The sequence below is a fragment of the Paenibacillus polymyxa genome (assembly GCF_001719045.1).
GTDB classification, from domain to species: Bacteria; Bacillota; Bacilli; order Paenibacillales; family Paenibacillaceae; genus Paenibacillus; species Paenibacillus polymyxa_B.
This window is the reverse complement of sequence record NZ_CP015423.1, coordinates 504,695-525,585: the sequence shown is the minus strand read 5'-3', so window position 1 is coordinate 525,585 and position 20,891 is coordinate 504,695. Positions and strand designations below refer to the sequence as shown.

Below are 20,891 nucleotides of genomic sequence, written 5' to 3'. Positions count from 1 at the left end.
TTGAAAAAATGTCAGACCAAACACAATGGAACGACGTGACCATGCCACAATTGGCAGAATCGCTCGTATCGGCGACAATTGCCAAATGGCTCAAACAACCTGGTGAAACGGTAGAGCAATTCGAGCCGATTTGCGAGGTTATTACAGATAAAGTGAATGCAGAAATCCCATCCACGTTGGACGGCATTATGGGTGATCTGTTGGCAGAGGAAGGTCAGACAGTAGCGGTAGGAGAGTTGATTTGCCGTATCCAGACGAAGTCGGCTGCACCTGCGGCGGCATCAGGGGCGACACCTGTTGCACCAGCATCTCAAAGCACCGTACAAACACAATCTCAGCAAGGTGCTGGATCGGATCAGTCCATGAGAGGACGTTTTTCCCCAGCGGTGCAAACCCTGGCTGCTGAGCATAATGTGGACTTAAGCCAAGTACCAGGCACGGGCATGGGGGGAAGAATTACCCGCAAAGACGTGCTGAATTATGTGCAGCAGGGCGGTTCTGCTCCTACTGGAGTATCTGGACAGCCGACTGCGACGACATCTGGACAAGGCTCTCCTTTTGCAGGAAGACAGCAGTCTGCCACTCAGCAAGGTACACCGCTTCAAAATATGGACCCTGCTATTCCGGTTCGTAACAGTGGGATTCATTTGACGGAGGCTCCAAAAGCTCCTGTGATCGAAGTTGAAGGTGGCAACAACAGATCCGAATATTTTATTGATGTTACACCCATTCGCAGTGCAATTGCTCGCAATATGCGACAAAGCGTTTCCGAAATTCCACATGCTTGGACGACGATTGAGGTGGATGTGACCAACCTGGTGATGCTCCGCAACAAGATCAAAAACGAATTTAAGCAAAAAGAAGGAATTAATATTACGTATCTGGCTTTCCTCATGAAAGCAGTCGTGAATGCAATCAAGGAATATCCGATTATGAATTCGGTCTGGGCAGTGGACAAAATTATCGTCAAAAGAGACATCAATATTTCGCTAGCCGTAGGTACGGAGGACTCCGTTCTTACCCCTGTTATTAAAAAAGCGGATCAGAAAAATATTGCTGGATTAGCTCGTGAAATTGACGATTTGGCACGTAAAACCCGGGAAGGAACGCTCAAACTGGATGACATGCAAGGCGGAACGTTCACTGTAAACAACACAGGCTCCTTTGGTTCAATTTTATCTTATCCGGTGATTAATTATCCGCAGGCTGCAATTCTTACCTTTGAATCCATTGTCAAAAGACCCGTGGTTATTGATGATATGATTGCGGTCCGCTCGATGGCTAATTTGTGCTTGTCGCTGGATCATCGCATTTTAGACGGAGTGATTTGCGGACGATTCTTGCAACGGGTTAAAGAAAATCTAGAAGGCTACACTTTAGATACGAAGCTGTACTAATCATCCGAACAGTGGGGGAAATGTACGGAGAGGAAGTGACAGGCCGTGAACAGACGACCGCTTGATGTAACCTATACGAATAGGATGGAATATGCCCATGCATGGGATGTCCAGAAGGAGATCGTGGGAAAGCTGGATGCAGGAGAGGCAAGAGAAACGCTTATGCTTCTCCAGCATCCGCCGACCTATACGATTGGTTCTCAGCGGCATCCTGAACATTTGCTCCTCACACCAGAGCAACTGAAGGAGCAGGGAATCAGCGTCTTTCAGATTGACCGTGGGGGAGACATTACATATCATGGGCCGGGACAGCTTGTCGGATACCCTCTTCTTATGCTCGGCAACCGGGAGGCGTTGAATCTGCACGGATACCTTCGAAGTCTGGAAGAAGTGATCATCCGGTTGTTGGCATCTTATGGAGTTGAAGGAAGCCGTAAGCCTGAATATACGGGGGTATGGATCGGGAATCTTAAAATTGCGGCCATTGGCGTCAAATTCAACAAGTGTAAGCACCGTCGGGGCTTCGTAACCAGCCATGGCTTTGCCTTTAACATCAAATCAGGGATACAGCACGAGGGCTTTGAGGGCATTGTCCCGTGCGGAATTCAGGAATACGGTGTGACATCATTGGAGGACTGCATACAGAAGCCTATATCGGTGGAGCAGATTGCGAAGGAAATTGTACAGTACTTTGAACAGCAATTTTCATTTGTTGCGCAATGGCAAACGCATTCTTTCCAATAAAGTAAGGCGGGCTATTGTGTATCTACACGGAAGCCCGCCTGTTTGCTTTGCGTAACAGCTCGTCCACTCGAGGCCTCAATAGTGCCTTAGAGCAGCCGGATACCTTGAGCGGTAATTTATTATAGTGGCATAATAAACGGCTCAATTACCATGAACAGCGTAGAACCAATCATAGCTGCGAGCATAATGTAGACGAAAAAACGAACCCATTTTTTGTTCGACATGTGTAACTCCTTTAGGATAGGTTTAAGTCATAAATAAGAACATCTATCCGTATTGTAGCGTAATCGGGAAAGAGAGGGAAGTTTAATGACAGTAAAAGTAGTAAAAGACCGAATCGTACAGGAATTTATGGAACTCGTACAGGTGGATAGCGAAACGAAAAATGAGCAGGAAATATCACGTGTTCTAAAAGAAAAGTTTAATGCACTCGGGCTGGAAGTAATGGAAGACGATTCTCGTGAAAGAACTGGACATGGCTCAGGCAATCTGATCGTCACCTGGAAAGCGGAAGGTGTGGAGCAAGCACCCAAATTGTTTTTTACCTGCCATATGGATACCGTTACTCCGGGTAAAGGCATTAAGCCGCAGTTGGGTGAGGATGGCTGGATTCGTAGTGACGGTTCAACGATTCTGGGGTCTGACGACAAGGCGGGAATTGCTGCTTTGTTCGAGGCGATTCGTGTCGTGCGCGAGCAGAATATTCCCCATGGTCAAATCCAGTTCGTGATTACGGCTGGTGAGGAATCTGGATTAATGGGTGCACGGGCGATGAAGCCGGAAGTGCTAGATTCTGATTTCGGATATGCTTTGGATTCAAATGGTGAGGTCGGCTCTATTTGTATAGCTGCCCCAACGCAGGCACGTATTGAAATGAAGATAACTGGGAAGTCCGCTCATGCGGGGGTAAATCCCGAAGATGGCATTAGTGCCATTCAGGTCGCTTCTAAAGCAATTTCTAAAATGAAACTAGGACGGATTGATAAGGAAACGACCGCTAACATTGGCAGTTTCGAGGGCGGCGGTGCGACAAATGTGGTCTGCGATTTTGTATTGATCCGTGCAGAGGCACGTAGTATTGTGCAAGAAAAGGTTAATCATCAAATCCAGCATATGCGTGAAGCACTGGAAACCACCACACGTGAATTTGGTGCACAGGGAGAGTTCCGCAGTGAAGTCATCTATCCGGCATTCAGCTTTACGGAGCATGATGAAGTTGTACAGGTTGCTCAGCGTGCGATTCAAAGACTGGGACTGGCAACGCCAACCTTCCATTCCGGTGGTGGCTCAGATGCTAATGTATTCAACGGGCTTGGAATTCCAACGGTGAATTTGGCTGTGGGCTACCAGAACATCCATACAACAGAGGAAAAGATTAAGGCTGATGACCTGGTGAAGGTTGCTGAAGTTGTCGTAGCTCTGATTCAAGAAACCACAAAATAAATTTGTATTATACACTTGCAACATACTGAAAAAAGGTTCAGGTTAAAGACAGGAACAGCGTTCCTTCGTCTTTAGACCTGAACCTTTTTTGGAACAGCTAGCGAAGCGATGGTGGCTGTAGGTCCATGTTCCTTTTGCCATTGACGCAAGAGTGCTTGAATCTGCCAGGCTTTACCAACGATATGGAGGGTGCTTTCAGTACGGTAGCTTTTCATTTCTGCATCTCCTCAGGACAGGAAGTTTGTTATTCTACCACCAGCATATGTACAAAGTGGACAAGTTAGACTAACTTTGGTGATAATTAATAAAGAAAGATAGATATGAAGGAGGAAACTTACCGATGAACGAGCAAACGAACGGACAATTGAACAATCCAACAAACGATGCACATCGCAAGCCTTATTCCAATCCTGCGCTGGAGGAAAAGACCGTGTCCACACAGCCTATCTTTGAGGGAAAGGTCATTACATTACAGGTAGACACGGTAGAGCTTCCCGACGGCTCCACTGGCAAGCGAGAGATCGTAAAGCATCCAGGTGCGGTGGCTGTTTTGGCTCTACATGAAGGGAAAATGCTGGTCGTGGACCAGTACAGACAGGCGATGGGGCGCTGTGAGGTAGAAATTCCTGCAGGTAAGCTAGAGCGGGGTGAAAACCCGATGGAAGCAGCGGGGCGTGAGCTGAGAGAAGAGACCGGTTATACTGCTAAGTCGTTGAAGCTGCTGCACTCCTTTTATACCTCTCCTGGCTTTGCGGATGAAATCATTCATCTGTATGTGGCCGAAGAACTGGAGTTAGGTGAGATGGAACCGGATGAGGATGAATTTCTGGAGCTGTTTGAGGTGACGCTGGAAGAAGCACAGACGCTCATTCGTGAAGGACGGATAAGTGATGCTAAAACGATTCTGGCTGTCTATGCATGGCAACTCCGCCAACTTACAGGGAGCTTCTAAGCGTATGGATGAAAATATAGTAGAACTTAACGACTACTTTGCAGACTTGCATATTCATATTGGCAGGACAGAGAAGGGAAATCCGGTCAAAATTAGTGGCAGCCGCGATCTGACCTTTGCCAACATAGCTAAGGAAGCCTCCGGTCGCAAAGGAATTGGGCTGATCGGTATCATTGACTGCCATGCACCTAATGTACAGGAGGATATTCGTACCTATTTACATACGGGTGAAATGAAGGAAATCAGCGGCGGAGGTATCGCATACCGGGATACGGTCATTCTCCTTGGCACGGAGCTGGAAATACGTGCTGAAGGTCGTCCTGAGGCGCACGTACTGGCCTATTTTCCAGATCTGGCGGCGATGGAGGATTTTACCCAATGGCTGGCTCGGCATATGAAAAATGTTAATCTCAGCTCACAACGAATCTATGCACCGCCACGCGAGTTGCAGCAGCAAATTTACGGACGTGGAGGCATTATGGTGCCTGCGCACGTCTTTACTCCTCATAAGGGCATATACGGCAGTTCAGCGGCTCGTATGGAGGAACTGCTGGATATGGAGCTCATTAGTGGGGTGGAGCTGGGGCTGAGCGCAGATTCATCTATGGCCGGTTTGATTTCGGAACTGGATCGCTTCAGCTTTCTCACGAATTCAGATGCCCATTCACTTGGGAAAATCGGACGAGAATACAATAAATTATCACTGGCAAAGCCGTGTTTTGATGAATTCAGAATGGCTTTGGAGCGGCGGGAAGGACGACGGGTGCGTGCAAATTACGGATTAAATCCGAAACTGGGCAAATACCATCGTTCTTACTGTCAAAGTTGCGGTACGATTATTGACGAGCAACAGATGGCGGATGAACGTTGTCCTGACTGTGGTCATACCAAGCTTGTGCGAGGTGTGTTGGATCGAATATGGAGCATTGCCGACCGTGAGCAACCCATGATTCCGTCCCATCGTCCGCCGTACATTTACCAGATTCCACTGGAGTTTATTCCAGGTCTGGGCAAAGCCAAGCTGAACCAGCTATTGGCTGCATTTGGAACAGAAATGAATATTTTACATGAGGTTACACAGGAGGAGTTAGCAGCAGTAGTCGGAAAAGTGCTGGCAGAGCAAATTGTGCTTTCACGCGAGGGGCGACTGTCGCTTGTATCCGGTGGTGGTGGAACATATGGCAAAATAGCTAAGTCCTAATAAAGTCTTGTCCCTCTAAAGGCATATCAGCGTCCGCTTGTTCATAACCATAAATTATCTATGCCGCTGGCTTGGCACATCATTCGTGATGTTTGATCTGCAGCGAAAGCTACCCCATTTCTAGCCATCAGCCGTCGGATTACGGTTGTTTTTTGGACAAACAAGCAGATGAAAGGGGCAGGACGTCGATGCAATGGTTTCGTCATACGTTAAAGGATCAGACGCCGTATTATGTTTTCTTGGCTGTGCTGTTTCTGGTGGGAGTCGTCTTTGGCGCACTTATGGTAAACGCGCTCTCGCTGGAGCAGTTACAGGATTTGTCCCGTTACCTGAAGGATTTTTTTGTAACGGTCAATCAAAACGAACAGGGCTTCGCTGATTCGCAGGCGGCCTCGACCTTTTGGGATAGCGTATCTTTACATCTGAAATGGGTCGGCCTAATTTGGGTGTGTGGCCTTTCGGTTATTGGTCTACCGGGCATTCTTGTATTGAATTTCCTCAAGGGTGTGCTAATCGGATTTTCAGTAGGTTACATGGTGGGGCAATATTCGTGGAAAGGACTGCTATTTTCTTTGGTTTCAGTTGCTCCCCATAACCTGCTCGTGATTCCGGTACTGCTCGTCTGCAGCGTGGCTGCGATGACTTTTTCCATCCATATGATCAAAACCAAAATACTCGCTACCCGGCCGTCAGACGGAATGCTGCGTCCGTTGCTGTCTTACGCAGGATTGACTGCTGTGATGATGGTGCTTCTTATTGGTAGCGCGTCCTTTGAAACTTGGATCACCCCGGTTATGATGCAATGGGTCACTCCTATGCTGACAGCTTCCGTGTCATCTTAATCCGTTTCAAAATGTTTGACTTTATTTGTATAGACCCCCTATAATAATAGGAGTGAAAAAAGTGCAGTAGGCAGTAGCTTTGCAGGGGGAGGGAGACACATGGAAGCACGGATCGAAAAAATTAAGCAGCAACTACAATCCCAGGGCTACAAACTAACGCCTCAGCGGGAAGCCACCGTCAGAGTTTTACTTGAGAACGAAGATGATCATCTGAGTGCGGAAGATGTATTTATGCTCGTCAAAGAGAAAGCTCCCGAAATCGGTCTGGCAACCGTATACCGTACCCTAGAACTGCTAAGTGAACTGCATGTCGTGGAGAAAATTAATTTTGGTGATGGCGTTGCGCGTTATGATTTGCGCGGCGATACAACCAAACATCACCATCACCATTTGATATGTGTGCAGTGTGGCAGTGTAGATGAAATACTGGAAGATTGGCTTGGACCATTGGAGGAGCGCCTGGAACGGGAATATAATTTTACCGTAGTGGATCATCGTTTGGACTTCCACGGTATTTGTTATCGTTGTAAGGCGAAGAACGATACGACCGCTCAGAAATCTTTGGGCAAATCCAAAAAAAACAAATCTCAGGACTAAAAGCTGACTACCCAAGCTCTCACCGACGAAGATGCGTTCGGGAGAGCTTTTTTGGTTCGGGATCTGTTGTTCGGGATTAAGCGGTATAAAAAGGAATAGCTTGTCATACCCTTCCATAGAGAGTCCTAATTAGGGCCATATTCTGGGGAAAAGGCGGCTGATTCACATGGTACTATCGTTGCGGAGAGGACTAAAATGGCTGCGTTTGGTAATCTTGTTCGGGGTGCTGGCATGTATGCTCTTTTTTAGCCTCAGGCTCTTTACAGATTGGATAACACCTGTAGATCATTACCGAATACCGGAAGGACATGCAGTTAAGGTATTTGGCGGACAAAAAGTAAATGAAGGGTCCGAGCATCGAATAGCAGTGTTGGAACGTTTACGTTTCTTTTACTGGTATGGTGAATAGTCTAAGTAATCGGTCTTGATGAGCTTATGAAATGAAGGCAGCACACGAAGAAGCAGACGCTGAGACTGAACCGCTGTATGCAGAACAAGGAGACTTTTGGAACTCATGAAAATGTACATTCAACCTTTCGCTCAATATATGGAAGAGGAAAAGGGTTTGTCGCGCAGCACTTTGGAAGCGTATCAACGAGACGTACAGCAGTTTGTCGAGTTCGCAGAAAGCTGTGGTATTGAGCAGCCGGATAATGTCCAACGGTCACATCTGGTACTGTATTTGGGCCATTTGAAGGAACAGGGAAAAGCTGCGGCGACGATATCACGTAGCGTCGCCTCCATTCGCTCCTTTTTTCATTTTCTTATTCGGGAGGGAATTACGATCCATGATCCGTCCGTTCTGCTGGAGTTGCCTAAAGCGACTAAAAAGAAGCCCTCGGTGCTAACGCAGGATGAGGTAGAGCGTTTGCTGGCCGCGCCAGATGTGACTGTCCCGCAAGGGGTGCGAGACAAGGCGATGCTGGAGTTGTTATATGCGACGGGCATTCGCGTATCGGAGCTGATTGCCCTTAACGTGCGTGATGTGCGCACCGATCTGCGCTTTGTGCACTGTGGCGGCGAGGCAGGCAAGGAGCGTGTTGTACCGATCAGCCGTGAGGCATCACAGTGGGCACAAGCCTACATGGATGAGCAGCGTCTATTATTGCTGAGATCCGGGCAGGGTGAAGAAGCTCAGGTAGAGCAGGAAGCCATGTTCCTGAACGTATCTGGACAGCGTCTCAGTAGACAGGGCTTCTGGAAAATGATTAAGAAGTACGGCCAGGAAGCAGGCATAAGCGAGGATATCAAGCCCCACACGCTGCGGCATTCCTTTGCGGTACATATGCTGGAGGGCGGAGCGGACTTACGCTCTGTACAGGAAATGCTGGGTCATGCTGATCTGTCAACGACGCAGGTATATGCGCAGACGGCAAGACGGAATATGAAGGAAGTATATGAAAAGCATCACCCGCACGGCGGCAACCGCACTTCTCATGAAAGCAAAGATCGAACGTAACGATACTTTACTTTCATAGAAAATGTGTTTATGACTATAACTTTACGATTGTACAAGTCAGGAGAGATATTAATGTCAACAGCCAACCAAGCTACAATTCAGGAAGCAGCAGAATATATCCGTGCCAAAAGCGGAATACGTCCAGAGATTGGTCTTATTCTGGGATCGGGTCTCGGTATTCTGGCCGATTTAATTCAGGATGGAGTTAGTATTCCTTATCAGGATATTCCCCATTTTCCTGTATCGACGGTAGAAGGTCATGAGGGAGAATTACTGTTAGGCACGATTGAAGGTCGCGCTGTCGTCATGATGAAAGGGCGCTTCCATATGTATGAGGGCTATGGCCCACAACTGACGGCTTTCCCAGTTCGGGTGATGAAGCAATTGGGGATTCAAAGTCTGCTGGTGACGAATGCAGCAGGTGGTGTAAATACTTCCTACGAAGCAGGCGATCTGATGGTCATCTCGGATCATCTTAATCTGACAGGACAAAATCCGCTGATCGGACCGAACGATGCCGGTCTGGGCGTTCGTTTTCCAGACATGTCGGAGGCGTACAGCCGCCGCTTGCGTGAAATTGCCAAGCAAACGGCTAACCAACAGGGCTTCAGCCTGCAAGAAGGTGTATATGCTGGATTGCTGGGCCCTAACTATGAAACGCCTGCTGAAATCGTTATGCTGCGTACACTGGGCGCAGATGCGGTGGGTATGTCGACCGTATCTGAGGTTATTGTAGCCCGTCATGCAGGTATTGAGGTACTGGGCTTCTCCTGTATCACGAATATGGCTGCAGGCATTCTGGATCAACCTTTGTCCCATGGTGAAGTGATGGAGACGGCAGAGAAGGTACGTGAGCAATTTTTAAAACTTGTGCTAGCGATTATTCCACAAATGTAGATTGGGGATCATGTTCAACCGAAGCGGTGGACATATATCCCAAGAACCCCGTATCCGAACGCCTTTTGTTGGCGTGGGTACGGGGTTCTTTTTCACATACAGCGGTTGAGCTGAGTATGATCTCCTAATGAAGAGGCTGTGTGCTCAATGCAGTTGAATTCGCTTTTTCTGCTACAGCCAGTTTATGTCGTTCTTGCACCTTGATCACAATAACCATAAAAATAATCCAGTAAATAGATAGCGAGTTCAGGAAACGGCTGTCCGTTATATTGTTCAATACGATAAAAAGGAAAAAAACTGCTGCTGTCAGCCATGTATACATATCTGCTTTACCAATTCTGAATTTAAATAAAGTGGTTATGGCGAGTGTAATGGTTGCCAGTAGTCCTGTAAGGCCCACATCGATCCACAGATCTCGGAAACCGCTATGGCTGCTTGTCAGATCAAATCGAATTCCATTCGCATAGATACTGGGCCGGGCTGCCCAGTAGGAGCCGTAACCATGTCCGAACCAGTAATGGCTCTGAATAGCACCACCAATCCCCTGCCAGATTTCCGTTCTTCCAGTTAAGGTCGTTGTTTTTCCAAATTCCGACGCAATCGCATCTCCATAAGTAAAGATGAATACCAAACCCAAAAGAACGAACAAGCAGGAACAGCTAATGAAGAAACCGCGTAATGCAATGCTTCGGATTCTCTTGAATAGCAATATAAACAATATAAATACGAAGAGCGAAGATGTCAGCACCAAAGAGGTGGTAGATTGGCACTCGATGAGCAATAAGGCATTGAGTAAGATGAAGCCAATATGCAAAACTTTATGTTTACCCCTGAAAAAGTAAATAACATGTGAAACAAAACTTAACAGAGAGAGAGTTCCAAGTGTATTTTTATGACCAGAGATGCCCTTCCATAGCCCAGTATGTTCTACGCCACCATGAATAGCAAAGGAGGGAACGAGCAAAACGGCGAGTAGATTGAGTATGCTCAAAATACTTAACGTAACGACTAAGAGACGAATGCAGCCTTGTGTTGTATAATGGGTGACCAAATAGAGTCCAAAGGTAGAGAAGGCAAGAAATTTGAGAACCATCAGCAAGGAAGAGGTCTGCTCTTGTTCAGCCCATAAACAGGAGGCAGCGATGTACAGCATGAGTAAAGTCAGCAACGGATTGTCGACTAAGGTTGCGATCAATGACTTGAGTGAAGGTAGTAGCATGGTATAGCTGAACAACAGGATAAGCAGGGAAATCGTGATAACTCTGGGGGACAAACCCTGACAAGCATAAGGAATCGAAAAAGCCAGTAAACCAGCTACTGTAAGTACATGTTTCACGATTTCACCACCTAGATACATTATGTATCTATAATATACAAAACGTATCTTCTTGTACAATAATAATAAAATATTTATTTTCATTTTTCTCAAGCCTAGAGCAAGCCCTGTTGTGCATATACTCAGTCCATGCTAAGAAAATGAAGAATTCTTCGGCTTGGTTAAAAAGGAACTTATTACGTTTTTAAACATGGGGGTGTTCGGGTGGAGGATCATTTTACAGACCGTTTGAAGTTGAATTTGAGTGGTACAGGCAAAGACTTAACGCCGCAGCAATTAAATGAAAATTTTAAAACCATTGAAAAAGAATTCATTGAACGCAGTGTAAACGTAAGTTGGTTTGGAGCTGCTGGTGATGGTATTCAGGATGACACGGCAGCTTTGCAGGAGTTGATTAATAAGACCCCCGATTATTCCATTCTTCACATCCCCAGTGGACGATACAAAATAACCTCTACCCTACAGATTCGCAAGCAGGGTGTACGCATTTTTGGCATTCATAAGGGCAGATACCGACAAGGCAAAGGTGTTACGTCGATTGAATATTATGGTACGGGTCCTTGTTTTCAAATTGGAGATGAAAGTCTACCTTCGTTTAGCGGATATCAAAATGTGCAGTTTCATGACTTATCGATCCGGTACGAGGGGGCTGACAGATCCACATTAAATAATCCGTTTTCGCAGTCCGTGAAGCGTGGATATTATGGGAAAGGTACTTTAGGTATTCAGGATTGGAAGGGGGGCGGAGTTGCCCTAGATAACGTCCTAATTGAGCATTTTGAAACGGCTTTTTGGGGCTACGAAAGTGATGTGAATTTATTTAAATGCACGGAGATTAATTACAATAAAACAGGGATTCACTTACAGAATAGAAGTTCACAGTTTACTAGCATAGCGCTTTTTACATTGGGGAACGATACGGCATTGGATCTGAACAGCTCCAACGGAGCCAGATTTTTGGCTAGCCAGCACATTAAGGATGGGAGTTCCAATGATATTCCCATTCTAATTAATGATTTTATGAACGCTGAATTTATAGGTTGCTGGTTTGAGGGACTAAGCAGAGAGCATAAGATGACAGTGCCTTCTTTTATTCAAATTGGTGCTACCAAAGAAACGAAAAATGTGGCCTTGCGTGACTCCATTTTAGCGATAGCGGACAAATTCGATGGCACCCAATCCGTATGTAACTATTTTGTGGATGTGGTCATTGGCAAAAAAGTTTTGGTGGACGAGGTGGGAGGGTATCCCCGTAATCTAAAGCAGCTTATTTCTTTCTCTGGCAGCTCTTCCACACAGCAGGTGACACTTCGCTCACATTTGGATTTTAGCTATAGCAATAATCGTTATGACGAGAACAATGGGACAGGGCAGGCTTTGCTGCTGGTCGAGAAATACTCGAACAACGGAATTGAGCATTTGGACGAAACCTTTGTTAAAGCCTACCTGGGAGCAAGGCAAAATCTCCCCGCAGGTAGCTGGCAGAAGGTAAAGTTCAATCAAATCAACCATGATGAGCTGATTGAATTCGACGCGGCGAATAGCCGATGGCGAGCCAAGCGAGCTGGGAAATACAGAATACAAGTCTACATTTCGACCGATCCTCAAGTGGATGGTAATCGCACACGGCTGGCACTTCACCTGAATGATGAGCAGCTTGCCGGGAGCTCCGCCTATGCCTATCTCGATGATAGGGTTATCGGCGGACTGAACTATAGTGCATTGAGTGGAGCAATGGAACTTAGACTGGAAGCGAATTCTTTTATTGATATACGGGTGTTTAGTCAAAATACAATGGATATTTTACCGGGTGGCGGTATCACATATCTCACCGTAAGCCGAATTTAAACCATTATTTCACAGACGATAGATGTTCTGTCGTTTTATATATTGGAAAATGCGCACCATGCTGACTCAGCTTGGTGCTATTTGATGTTTTTGTCCATATGGAATATTTTTCTTTCATTCTGACGACAATGGTTAGCAGCACGCGAATAGGCCGGAGGGTTAAGTAAATGGGCTCCGGTGCTTTACGCCAATATGTTGAGGAGGGAACCGATTGTGAAGAAAAAAGTGGTGGCGTTCATCCTGGCTTGCCTGGTAGCCTTGACTGCCGTCCCTGTCGGCGGTTGGGCCGAAGAAAGCATACCTGAAAGCAAAACCAAAGAGGGATCAGCGGCTGAGCTAGCTCCCCAGGCTCTCTCGGCGATCCTGATGGATGCAGATACGGGCACAGTCATCTATGAAAAAAACAGTCGTGAAAAGCTTCCTCCAGCGAGCATCACCAAGATTATGACGATGTTGCTGACCATGGAGGCCATTCAGGATGGCAAGCTTAAGCTGACCGATAAAGTTCGTGCCAGCGAATATGCATCTTCAATGGGGGGCTCGCAAATTTTCTTGGAGCCGGGAGAAGAAATGACGGTCGATGAGATGCTGAAGGGAATCGCGATGGCTTCCGGCAACGACGCTTCTGTGGCGATGGCTGAGAAAATTGCAGGGTCTGAGCAGGCTTTTGTCGACATGATGAACGCCAAGGTGCAGCAGCTCGGGCTTAAGGATACCCATTTTGCCAATTGCAACGGTTTGCCTGTCGAGAATCACTATTCTTCTGCGCATGATATTGCGGTTATGAGCCGGGAGTTGTTGAAATACCCGCAAATTACGAAATATACGGGAGCCTATCAGGACTATTTGCGCAAATCCTCGGTAAAACCCTTTTGGCTGGTGAATACGAATAAGCTTGTCCGTTTCTATACTGGAGCAGACGGGCTGAAAACAGGCTATACGGGAGAAGCAAAGTTCTGTCTTTCCGCTACTGCGAAGCGTGATGGCTTGCGTGTCGTAGCTGTCGTGCTTGGGGAGCCGAATACGAAGATACGCAACAATGAAGTATCTTCCATGTTCGACTATGCGTTTTCTCAATATACAATGAAATCCATATACAAGCCGGGTGAATTGCTGGGTAGTGTAAAAGTTGAAAAAGGCGTATTGCCAGAGCTGAAAATTCAGGCTGAGCGTTCTTACAGCGTGTTGGTGAAAAAAGGTGGCAACAAACAAACGTTGCGTCATGAATTACAACTGGCCCCAAGCCTCAAAGCTCCTGTCCGGGCTGGTGACCCAATCGGTAAGCTGGTCGTCTATCAGGATGGACAACGTCTTAAGGAGTTTAATATCACTTCGCCTGTGGCTATTGAAAAGGCCGGATGGTGGAAATTGTTTAAACGTACCATGTCGAACCTATTTTCTTTGTAGATTTTACGGGGTTTTCTTCTAGTTTTGTCGGAGGGCAGGAATCGTCTGCGGCTACGTAGAAATCCTTGTCCAAGACCGGGAGGAGAGTGAGTAAGCATGAACCTGCAAATTGAAATGGAGCATCACCGGGGGGTACTGATTGTAAGGCTGTCTGGTGAGCTTGATCACCATACGTCGGACATGGTCCGTATGCAAATGGATGAGGCGATTCAGCGTCGGCAATGCGAGCATATTGTACTCAGCCTGAAAAACCTTCAGTTTATGGATAGCTCCGGCCTTGGCGTTATCTTGGGACGGTACAAACTGATCAAGCAAAAGGGCGGGAAAATGGCAGTCTGTGATGTCAATCCGCCAGTACACCGACTGCTGGATATGTCAGGGCTGTTCAAAATCATGCCCATATATGACAACGAGGGAAATGCGCTCACGGAACTGGAGGTAGTGTCATGAGAGAAGGCACGGGTAACAATTTCATGAGCTTGCAGTTTGCTGCCAAATCGGAGAATGAGGCATTTGCTCGTGTGGCTGTCGCGGCATTTATTTCCAGGCTTGATCCCACAATGGATGAGCTAAGTGATTTGAAAACCGTGGTGTCTGAAGCGGTGACAAACAGCATTATTCACGGTTATGACAGCGACCCGTCAGGTGTCGTAACGATCAAAGTCGGGATTGAAGCGGACGTGATTACGTTGGTTGTTGAGGACGCAGGCCGAGGAATTGAGGATCTGGAACTTGCCAAGCAACCTCTATATACGTCCAAACCTGAATTGGAACGCTCCGGCATGGGCTTTACGATTATGGAAAATTTCATGGATGAGTTTGAAGCAGTCAGTGAGCCGGGCGGAGGCACGTCGGTCCGGATGAAGAAAAGGATTGAATCCAAGAAAGCTTTATATAATTAGGAGTTGATCCTATGGAAGCAGGAGGAAAAAAAACTTCGCACAGCTATTTGGAGGATGCGGAAGTCAAGCGGCTTATTGCACTGAGTCAATCCGGTGATAATGAGGCTCGTGAGACACTGGTCAATAGTAATATCCGGCTCGTCTGGTCTGTCGTGCAGCGCTTTATGAACCGGGGGTATGAACCTGACGATCTTTTTCAAATTGGTTGCATCGGCTTGTTAAAATCGGTGGATAAATTCGATCTCAGCTACGAAGTCAAATTTTCAACATATGCAGTACCGATGATTATCGGTGAGATTCAACGGTTCCTGCGTGATGACGGTACACTCAAAGTTAGCCGTTCCCTGAAGGAAACGGCCAATAAGGTCCGCAAAATGAAAGACGAGCTATCCAAACGGCTCAACCGTCTGCCTACAGTCAAGGAAGTTGCTGATGAGCTGGGAGTGACACCGGAGGATGTTGTTTTTGCGCAGGAGGCCAATAAGCCGCCTACCTCCATTCACGAAACGGTGTTCGAAAATGACGGTGATCCGATTACACTTATGGATCAGATTGCTGACGAATCACAGGAAAGGTGGTTCGACAAGCTGGCACTCAATGAAGCCATTGGCGGACTATCTGAGCGGGAGCGGTTGATTGTGTACCTGCGCTATTACCGGGATCAGACTCAATCAGAGGTTGCAAGTCGGCTTGGTATTTCTCAGGTGCAGGTATCACGGCTGGAAAAAAAGATTTTACAACTGATCCGCGATCAGATTGCCCAATAATAACAGTCAGGATCTTAGTGAAATCCTTATGCTTACGTATTAAAAAAGGGTATTCCAAAGCCATTTTAATGGCCAGGGGTACTCTTTTTTGCGTGGGATAAAAGACAATACACAGAATAGGTTTCCTCGCTTCGTTCCATACTAATCGATAATTACGAGGATAAGGAGGGGATCGGATGACTCATAGTCCGGCTCCTACAGTAGCTCCTATTGTCTACTTGCGGCTCCGCAGCCGTGTTCGCATGATACAAGGGCAGGATTTACATTTGGGTGATGTAGCCCATCTGCTGACTAATCCTGAATGGGAAAAGGATCTGCTTGAGCTTGTTCTCAAGCGGCCGCAGCACCAGGACGGTAATCTGATACTGATAGACATGCTGCAGATCATAGCAAAAATTAGAGATCATATTCCGGGGGTCGTAGTTGAATCTCTCGGGAAGCCACATGTACTTGTGGAACTCGTGGAGAAACCCCGTAAGCCGTCCAAAATACTGTTTGTTTTGGTATGGGTGCTTCTGTTTTTTGGCTCTGCGCTGACAATTATGAATTTTCATGCCGACGTTAGCATGATGGAGGTACAGGTTCGGATTGTGGAGATGATTACGGGACATAAAGATGAACATCCGTACCTGTTTCAAATTGCTTACTCGATCGGCATCGGCTTTGGCATGATCGTTTTTTTTAATCACTTGTTCAAGAAAAATTGGAACGAGGAGCCGACGCCGCTGGAGGTGGAAATGTATCTTTACCAGGAAAATGTGGATCAGTATGTTGTGGCAGAGGAGTATGAAAAGATGGCCCGTTTGCACACAAAGGATAAGAAACCATGATATTTGTACAGGCTGCACTTCAGATTATTTTAGGTATTGCTGGGGGCCTTGCGGTGGGTAGCGGTGTAATTGCTTTTTTTATTGTGCTGGATATCATGCCGCGATTAGCACAACTCACCCGTACGTATAAAAAATCACGTGCATACGAAAAGGCAATGATTATAGGTTCAGTGCTGGGGACTGTGGTCGATTTTTGGAACATCTGCTTGCCACTACCGGGCATATTTACATGGATACCTGGGTTATTTTGCGGAGTGTTTATTGGTTTGCTCGCCGCGGCTTTAACGGAGGTATTGAATCTCCTGCCTATACTCGCCAAGCGACTCCACATGACCGTGTATATGTTCGGCCTATTAATGGCAATGGTGCTCGGCAAGGTGACGGGTTCCTTATTTGACTGGTTTGTATACAACCGTTAACAACGAAAGCGAGGGGGCAAGGAATATGGATCACAGAGCGGATCAAGAGCAACATCAAGAAGACGGGGGAATCGGAAAGGAATATCATACTGACGGAGAAGAGTTGAGTCCATGGAAGGAAAAGCAGGCGCAGGAATCCGCACGTTTTAAACACAAAAAAGAGAGTGAGCGGTCTGATAACGTAGAGGAGTCCGTTCGCTACTGGCAGGACGAAGATGATATATCGCCGAGGATGAAGGATAATAAGAATACACTTGAAACAGTATTAGGTTTGGGGGAGACCTTTGATGTGGTATTCAGGGAAATGACACTGGGTGGGCGTCATACCGGATATCTGTTCCTAAATACCTTTGCGAAAGATCAGATCATGCTTGAAGTGCTAAAGCGTCTCACCTATCTGACGCCGGATAATCTCTCTTCGGATGGACTACAAGCGTATTTCGAAAATTTTATTCCACATATTCAGGTGGAGAAGACAGATAAGATGTCTGTCGTCATTAACAAGGTGCTGACAGGGATGAGTGCCTTTTTCATGGAAGGCGAACGATTTTCCCTTATTCTGGATACTCGTAATTATCCGGTGCGTAGTCCGGAGGAACCTTCTTTGGAGCGGGTTGTGCGCGGTGCCCGCGACGGGTTTACTGAAACAATGCTTACAAATGTAGGTTTGGTGCGCCGACGTTTGCGGGATCCAGGACTTAAATTTGAGGCAATGCAGGTCGGACGTCGAACCCGAACAGACGTATGTTTGGGCTACATTGACGATATTGTGGATAAGGTGATGGTGGATACTGTACGAGACAAAATTAAAAATGTTAATTTGGATGGTATTCCTCTGGCCGATAAGCAATTAGAGGAGACGATTATCAATAAAGGTTGGAATCCATATCCATTAGTACGATATTCGGAGCGACCAGATGTCGTGGCTTCGCATATTATGGAAGGAAGGCTCGTTATTTTCGTCGATACCTCACCCAGCGTGATGATCTTGCCTACCACTTTTTTTGACTTGTGTCAGCATGCAGAAGAGAATCGGCAAACTGCTTTTATGGGAAGTTATTTGCGCTGGGTACGTTTTTTAGGCATATTTGCCTCGATGTTTCTGCTTCCCATGTGGCTGCTAATGGTCATCAATCCCGAATTAAAACCGGCGTTTCTCGATTTTATCGGTCCTCAAAAGGAAGCACATCTTCCGCTGATTGCACAGTTTATCATCGTGGAACTAGGGGTCGATCTCATGCGAATGGCGGCTGTGCATACTCCGACACCACTGGCTTCCGCTATGGGCTTGATCGCAGCCATTCTGGTCGGTGACATAGCGGTTCAGACGGGACTTTTCGTGAATGAGGTCGTGCTGTATATGGCTGTCGCTGCCATAGGAATGTTCGCAACACCGAGCTACGAGCTAGGGCTGGCGAATAGACTGATTCGACTATTCCTGCTGGTTGCTGTTGCAATTTTTCACGTACCGGGCTTTGTCGTGGGTACGACACTGATCATTTTGATGCTGACGCTGCATCGGTCATATAATTCTTCGTATTTGTGGCCGTTCATTCCTTTTAATGCCAAAGCGTTAGCTTCCATCTTGTTCCGCATGCCTGTACTAGATGCACCTAACCGCCCGTCATCTAACAAAACGAGGGACAATACGCGTATGCCCCATACGGATGCCGACACAGATTCGAACTCAGGCAATGGACAGGAGCATTAATATAAATGATCTGCATAAAAATCCATTGTTCTTGATGTTTTTTTTGCTATACTGGTGTAAACATTCGATGGAATATGACTAGCTTGTTCCAGAAAGAGAGGCGCCAGAACATGTATTTGCATGGAAGCAGTAAAATTAACAGCAATGGACATTTGGAAATCGGCGGTTGTGATACAACACTTTTGAAAGAGCGTTTTGGCACACCGCTATATATTGTTGACGAACAGTTAGTCCGCCGGCGCTGCCGGGAGTATATAGAAGCTTTTCGTGAAACCGGATTGAAGTTTCAAGTCGCTTATGCAAGCAAAGCGTTTTGTGTTATGGCGATGTGCGCTTTAGCTGCTGAAGAAGGGATGTCGCTTGACGTAGTTTCCAGTGGAGAATTGTTTACTGCGCTACAAGCAGGGTTCCCGGCGGAGCGAATCCATTTCCACGGCAATAACAAAACACCGGAAGAAATTGAAATGGCGTTAGATGCGCAAATTGGCTGCTTCGTCGTCGATAGCGAAATGGAGTTGCATTTGTTGCAGGCCCTTGCCTCCGAGAAAGAACAGCAGGTGAATATCTTACTGCGGGTTACACCAGGGGTTGAGGCGCATACGCATGAATATATGGCCACAGGTCAAGAAGATTCGAAATTTGGCTTTGACATTGGAAACGGTACAGCACGCCAAGCAGTGGAACAGGCTATCAAGCTAGACCATCTTAACCTGCTGGGGGTACATTCTCATATCGGTTCGCAAATATTCGAAGTGAATGGCTTCCAAATGGCTGCTGAACGGGTTGCAGCTTTTTCCAGAGAAATTAAGGAACAGCTTCAGTTTTCTTTCAAAGTGATTAATCTGGGTGGGGGATTTGGCATTCGCTACACAGAAGAGGACACACCACTGAAAGTATCAACCTATGTACAGGCTATCGGCGAAGCGGTGAAAACTTATTTTTCAGGACTTTACGATGAACTTCCAGAAATTTGGATTGAGCCGGGACGCAGTATTGTAGGCGATTCAGGCACGACCTTATATACGGTAGGAAGCATCAAGGATATTCCGCAGGTACGTAAATATGTCTCGGTAGATGGCGGGATGACAGATAATCCACGCCCTGCACTGTATCAGGCCAAGTATGAAGCGATGCTGGCTAACCGAGCGCAGGATACGAACGAAGAGACGGTGTCCATTGCGGGCAAATGCTGTGAAAGCGGCGATATGCTGATTTGGGATGTAGAGCTGCCTCGTATAAATAGCGGCGATTTGCTCGCTGTTGCCTCAACCGGAGCCTACAATTACTCCATGGCGAGTAATTATAACCGAATACGTCGGCCAGCAGTTGTATTTGTCAACAACGGTGAGGCCGAGTTGGTAGTGCGTCGGGAAACCTACGAAGATATCGTACGCAACGATGTTGTGCCACAGCGCTTGATTCGTGATCAAGCTAGTCCAGTGGTTCAGCCCAACGCCAAGATTACCGTTTCGTCCTGATTTTAGAATTGTAAGATCAAGCAGGCCATTGAGTCGGTAATAATACACCGGGGACAATGGCTCTTTTTTTTTTGGACAAGACTTTGCTAAGCGCGGTAATTCATAGTAAACTGGAACTTGATGTTATTTAGTTCTCAAAACAGGTTGAAAAGGAGATACAAACAATGAAAAAAGGTAGAATAGATCTTGAAAACGGCGGTATCGTTGAAATTGACTTTTTCCCAGAAGAAGCTCCAAACACCGTTGCTAACTTTGAAAAGCTGGCAAACAGCGGTTACTACAACGGTTTGAGCTTCCACCGTGTCATTCCGGGCTTTGTTGCTCAAGGTGGTTGTCCAATCGGTAACGGTACAGGCGGTCCTGGTTACACGATTGACTGTGAAACAGCTACGAATACAACAAAGCATGCCAAAGGCGTTCTGTCCATGGCTCATGCAGGTCGCAACACAGGTGGCAGCCAATTCTTTATCTGCTACGCTCCACAACCACATTTAGATGGAGTACATACTGTATTTGGTAAAGTAACCAAAGGTATGGAATTCATTGATGCTGTAAAACAAGGCGACAAAATGAAAGAGGTTAAAGTATTTGACGTGTAATTTTACCGTTAATTACATGATCTTTTTCAAATAGCGTTGCACCTAAGCCGTTCTGTCTTTAG

At 46.6% G+C, this 20,891-nt stretch carries 23 protein-coding genes; 20 read left to right on the top strand and 3 right to left on the bottom strand.

The features are described from left to right. Positions 1-8 precede the first annotated feature (8 nt). Together AOU00_RS02520 and lipB are read left to right on the top strand one after the other, a co-directional pair. Positions 9-1,397: a dihydrolipoamide acetyltransferase family protein gene (locus AOU00_RS02520; RefSeq protein WP_069289842.1), complete on the top strand. Its 1,389-nt coding sequence runs from the start codon at positions 9-11 to the stop codon at positions 1,395-1,397. Positions 1,398-1,442: 45 nt separating this feature from the next. After that, a complete protein-coding gene (gene lipB / locus AOU00_RS02515; protein WP_069289841.1) occupies positions 1,443-2,141 on the top strand; it encodes a lipoyl(octanoyl) transferase LipB in 699 nt (232 codons plus the stop codon). Between the two features lie 119 nt (positions 2,142-2,260). Here the strand turns inward: lipB and prli42 are convergent, their stop codons facing one another. After that, positions 2,261-2,365 (bottom strand): stressosome-associated protein Prli42, encoded by a 105-nt coding sequence (prli42, locus tag AOU00_RS26175; protein WP_023989226.1) that lies wholly within the window; start codon positions 2,363-2,365, stop codon positions 2,261-2,263. An 85-nt stretch (positions 2,366-2,450) separates the two neighbouring features. Here prli42 and AOU00_RS02510 point away from each other — a divergent pair, with 85 nt between their 5' ends. After that, entirely contained in the window at positions 2,451-3,584 is a 1,134-nt protein-coding gene (locus AOU00_RS02510) for a tripeptidase T (RefSeq protein WP_039270980.1), read from the top strand. Positions 3,585-3,655: 71 nt separating this feature from the next. Here AOU00_RS02510 and mciZ read toward each other — a convergent pair whose 3' ends face one another. Next, positions 3,656-3,799, bottom strand: a complete 144-nt coding sequence (gene mciZ, locus AOU00_RS25580; RefSeq protein ID WP_076159536.1) for a Z-ring formation inhibitor MciZ — start codon at positions 3,797-3,799, stop codon at positions 3,656-3,658. Positions 3,800-3,924: 125 nt separating this feature from the next. Here mciZ and AOU00_RS02505 point away from each other — a divergent pair, with 125 nt between their 5' ends. From AOU00_RS02505 to AOU00_RS02475, 7 genes are all read left to right on the top strand, one after another. After that, on the top strand, positions 3,925-4,536 hold the full coding sequence (locus tag AOU00_RS02505) for an NUDIX domain-containing protein (RefSeq protein ID WP_069289840.1): 612 nt from the start codon (positions 3,925-3,927) through the stop codon (positions 4,534-4,536). Between the two features lie 4 nt (positions 4,537-4,540). Then, positions 4,541-5,737, top strand: coding sequence for an endonuclease Q family protein (locus AOU00_RS02500; RefSeq protein WP_069289839.1), 1,197 nt, complete (start codon positions 4,541-4,543; stop codon positions 5,735-5,737). A gap of 188 nt (positions 5,738-5,925) precedes the next feature. Continuing rightward, complete coding sequence (gene spoIIM / locus AOU00_RS02495; protein ID WP_023989222.1) at positions 5,926-6,579, top strand: stage II sporulation protein M; 654 nt, start codon at positions 5,926-5,928, stop codon at positions 6,577-6,579. A 99-nt stretch (positions 6,580-6,678) separates the two neighbouring features. Continuing rightward, on the top strand, positions 6,679-7,176 hold the full coding sequence (locus tag AOU00_RS02490) for a ferric iron uptake transcriptional regulator (RefSeq protein WP_039270985.1): 498 nt from the start codon (positions 6,679-6,681) through the stop codon (positions 7,174-7,176). Between the two features lie 166 nt (positions 7,177-7,342). After that, positions 7,343-7,585 (top strand): YqzK family protein, encoded by a 243-nt coding sequence (locus AOU00_RS02485; protein WP_069289838.1) that lies wholly within the window; start codon positions 7,343-7,345, stop codon positions 7,583-7,585. Between the two features lie 105 nt (positions 7,586-7,690). Continuing rightward, positions 7,691-8,635 (top strand): site-specific tyrosine recombinase XerD, encoded by a 945-nt coding sequence (gene xerD, locus AOU00_RS02480; RefSeq protein ID WP_069289837.1) that lies wholly within the window; start codon positions 7,691-7,693, stop codon positions 8,633-8,635. A gap of 72 nt (positions 8,636-8,707) precedes the next feature. Next, positions 8,708-9,532: a purine-nucleoside phosphorylase gene (locus AOU00_RS02475; RefSeq protein ID WP_069289836.1), complete on the top strand. Its 825-nt coding sequence runs from the start codon at positions 8,708-8,710 to the stop codon at positions 9,530-9,532. Positions 9,533-9,656: 124 nt separating this feature from the next. On the opposite strand, the gene AOU00_RS02470 is transcribed toward AOU00_RS02475, so the two are convergent. Beyond that, positions 9,657-10,868, bottom strand: a complete 1,212-nt coding sequence (locus AOU00_RS02470; RefSeq protein ID WP_039270991.1) for an O-antigen ligase family protein — start codon at positions 10,866-10,868, stop codon at positions 9,657-9,659. 204 nt (positions 10,869-11,072) lie between these two features. Between AOU00_RS02470 and AOU00_RS02465 the strand changes: the two genes are divergently transcribed. The 10 genes from AOU00_RS02465 (at position 11,073) to AOU00_RS02420 (ending at position 20,829) form a co-directional block, all read left to right on the top strand. Then, entirely contained in the window at positions 11,073-12,716 is a 1,644-nt protein-coding gene (locus AOU00_RS02465) for a glycosyl hydrolase family 28-related protein (RefSeq protein ID WP_069289835.1), read from the top strand. Between the two features lie 213 nt (positions 12,717-12,929). Continuing rightward, the gene (locus tag AOU00_RS02460) at positions 12,930-14,123 is read left to right on the top strand and encodes a D-alanyl-D-alanine carboxypeptidase family protein (RefSeq protein ID WP_061829243.1); all 1,194 of its coding nucleotides are present in this window, start codon (positions 12,930-12,932) and stop codon (positions 14,121-14,123) included. Positions 14,124-14,219: 96 nt separating this feature from the next. Then, positions 14,220-14,573: an anti-sigma F factor antagonist gene (spoIIAA, locus tag AOU00_RS02455; RefSeq protein ID WP_013310782.1), complete on the top strand. Its 354-nt coding sequence runs from the start codon at positions 14,220-14,222 to the stop codon at positions 14,571-14,573. Beyond that, positions 14,570-15,025 carry an anti-sigma F factor gene (spoIIAB, locus tag AOU00_RS02450; protein WP_013310781.1) on the top strand — a complete coding sequence of 152 codons (456 nt, stop codon included), beginning with the start codon at positions 14,570-14,572 and terminating at the stop codon, positions 15,023-15,025. Before spoIIAA ends, spoIIAB begins: the two co-directional genes overlap by 4 nt. An 11-nt stretch (positions 15,026-15,036) precedes the next feature. Beyond that, on the top strand, positions 15,037-15,792 hold the full coding sequence (sigF, locus tag AOU00_RS02445) for an RNA polymerase sporulation sigma factor SigF (protein ID WP_023989213.1): 756 nt from the start codon (positions 15,037-15,039) through the stop codon (positions 15,790-15,792). Between the two features lie 176 nt (positions 15,793-15,968). Next, positions 15,969-16,622 carry a stage V sporulation protein AA gene (locus tag AOU00_RS02440; protein ID WP_039270998.1) on the top strand — a complete coding sequence of 218 codons (654 nt, stop codon included), beginning with the start codon at positions 15,969-15,971 and terminating at the stop codon, positions 16,620-16,622. Then, positions 16,619-17,041 (top strand): stage V sporulation protein AB, encoded by a 423-nt coding sequence (locus AOU00_RS02435; RefSeq protein WP_039271000.1) that lies wholly within the window; start codon positions 16,619-16,621, stop codon positions 17,039-17,041. The genes AOU00_RS02440 and AOU00_RS02435 overlap by 4 nt, the downstream gene beginning before the upstream one ends. Before the next feature lie 25 nt (positions 17,042-17,066). Beyond that, a complete protein-coding gene (locus AOU00_RS02430) occupies positions 17,067-18,752 on the top strand; it encodes a spore germination protein (RefSeq protein WP_069289834.1) in 1,686 nt (561 codons plus the stop codon). A 110-nt stretch (positions 18,753-18,862) separates the two neighbouring features. Next, positions 18,863-20,230, top strand: coding sequence for a diaminopimelate decarboxylase (lysA, locus tag AOU00_RS02425; protein WP_061829240.1), 1,368 nt, complete (start codon positions 18,863-18,865; stop codon positions 20,228-20,230). Between the two features lie 164 nt (positions 20,231-20,394). Continuing rightward, complete coding sequence (locus AOU00_RS02420) at positions 20,395-20,829, top strand: peptidylprolyl isomerase (RefSeq protein ID WP_013310775.1); 435 nt, start codon at positions 20,395-20,397, stop codon at positions 20,827-20,829. Positions 20,830-20,891 lie beyond the last annotated feature (62 nt).

Coding starts and splice junctions, on each gene's coding strand:
- AOU00_RS02520 (WP_069289842.1), top strand. CDS start 9: ATGTCAGACCAAACACAATGGAACGACGTGACCATGCCACAATTGGCA.
- prli42 (WP_023989226.1), bottom strand. CDS start 2,365: ATGTCGAACAAAAAATGGGTTCGTTTTTTCGTCTACATTATGCTCGCA.
- AOU00_RS02510 (WP_039270980.1), top strand. CDS start 2,451: ATGACAGTAAAAGTAGTAAAAGACCGAATCGTACAGGAATTTATGGAA.
- mciZ (WP_076159536.1), bottom strand. CDS start 3,799: ATGAAAAGCTACCGTACTGAAAGCACCCTCCATATCGTTGGTAAAGCC.
- AOU00_RS02505 (WP_069289840.1), top strand. CDS start 3,925: ATGAACGAGCAAACGAACGGACAATTGAACAATCCAACAAACGATGCA.
- AOU00_RS02500 (WP_069289839.1), top strand. CDS start 4,541: ATGGATGAAAATATAGTAGAACTTAACGACTACTTTGCAGACTTGCAT.
- spoIIM (WP_023989222.1), top strand. CDS start 5,926: ATGCAATGGTTTCGTCATACGTTAAAGGATCAGACGCCGTATTATGTT.
- AOU00_RS02490 (WP_039270985.1), top strand. CDS start 6,679: ATGGAAGCACGGATCGAAAAAATTAAGCAGCAACTACAATCCCAGGGC.
- AOU00_RS02485 (WP_069289838.1), top strand. CDS start 7,343: ATGGTACTATCGTTGCGGAGAGGACTAAAATGGCTGCGTTTGGTAATC.
- xerD (WP_069289837.1), top strand. CDS start 7,691: ATGAAAATGTACATTCAACCTTTCGCTCAATATATGGAAGAGGAAAAG.
- AOU00_RS02475 (WP_069289836.1), top strand. CDS start 8,708: ATGTCAACAGCCAACCAAGCTACAATTCAGGAAGCAGCAGAATATATC.
- spoIIAA (WP_013310782.1), top strand. CDS start 14,220: ATGAACCTGCAAATTGAAATGGAGCATCACCGGGGGGTACTGATTGTA.
- spoIIAB (WP_013310781.1), top strand. CDS start 14,570: ATGAGAGAAGGCACGGGTAACAATTTCATGAGCTTGCAGTTTGCTGCC.
- sigF (WP_023989213.1), top strand. CDS start 15,037: ATGGAAGCAGGAGGAAAAAAAACTTCGCACAGCTATTTGGAGGATGCG.
- AOU00_RS02440 (WP_039270998.1), top strand. CDS start 15,969: ATGACTCATAGTCCGGCTCCTACAGTAGCTCCTATTGTCTACTTGCGG.
- AOU00_RS02435 (WP_039271000.1), top strand. CDS start 16,619: ATGATATTTGTACAGGCTGCACTTCAGATTATTTTAGGTATTGCTGGG.
- AOU00_RS02430 (WP_069289834.1), top strand. CDS start 17,067: ATGGATCACAGAGCGGATCAAGAGCAACATCAAGAAGACGGGGGAATC.
- lysA (WP_061829240.1), top strand. CDS start 18,863: ATGTATTTGCATGGAAGCAGTAAAATTAACAGCAATGGACATTTGGAA.
- AOU00_RS02420 (WP_013310775.1), top strand. CDS start 20,395: ATGAAAAAAGGTAGAATAGATCTTGAAAACGGCGGTATCGTTGAAATT.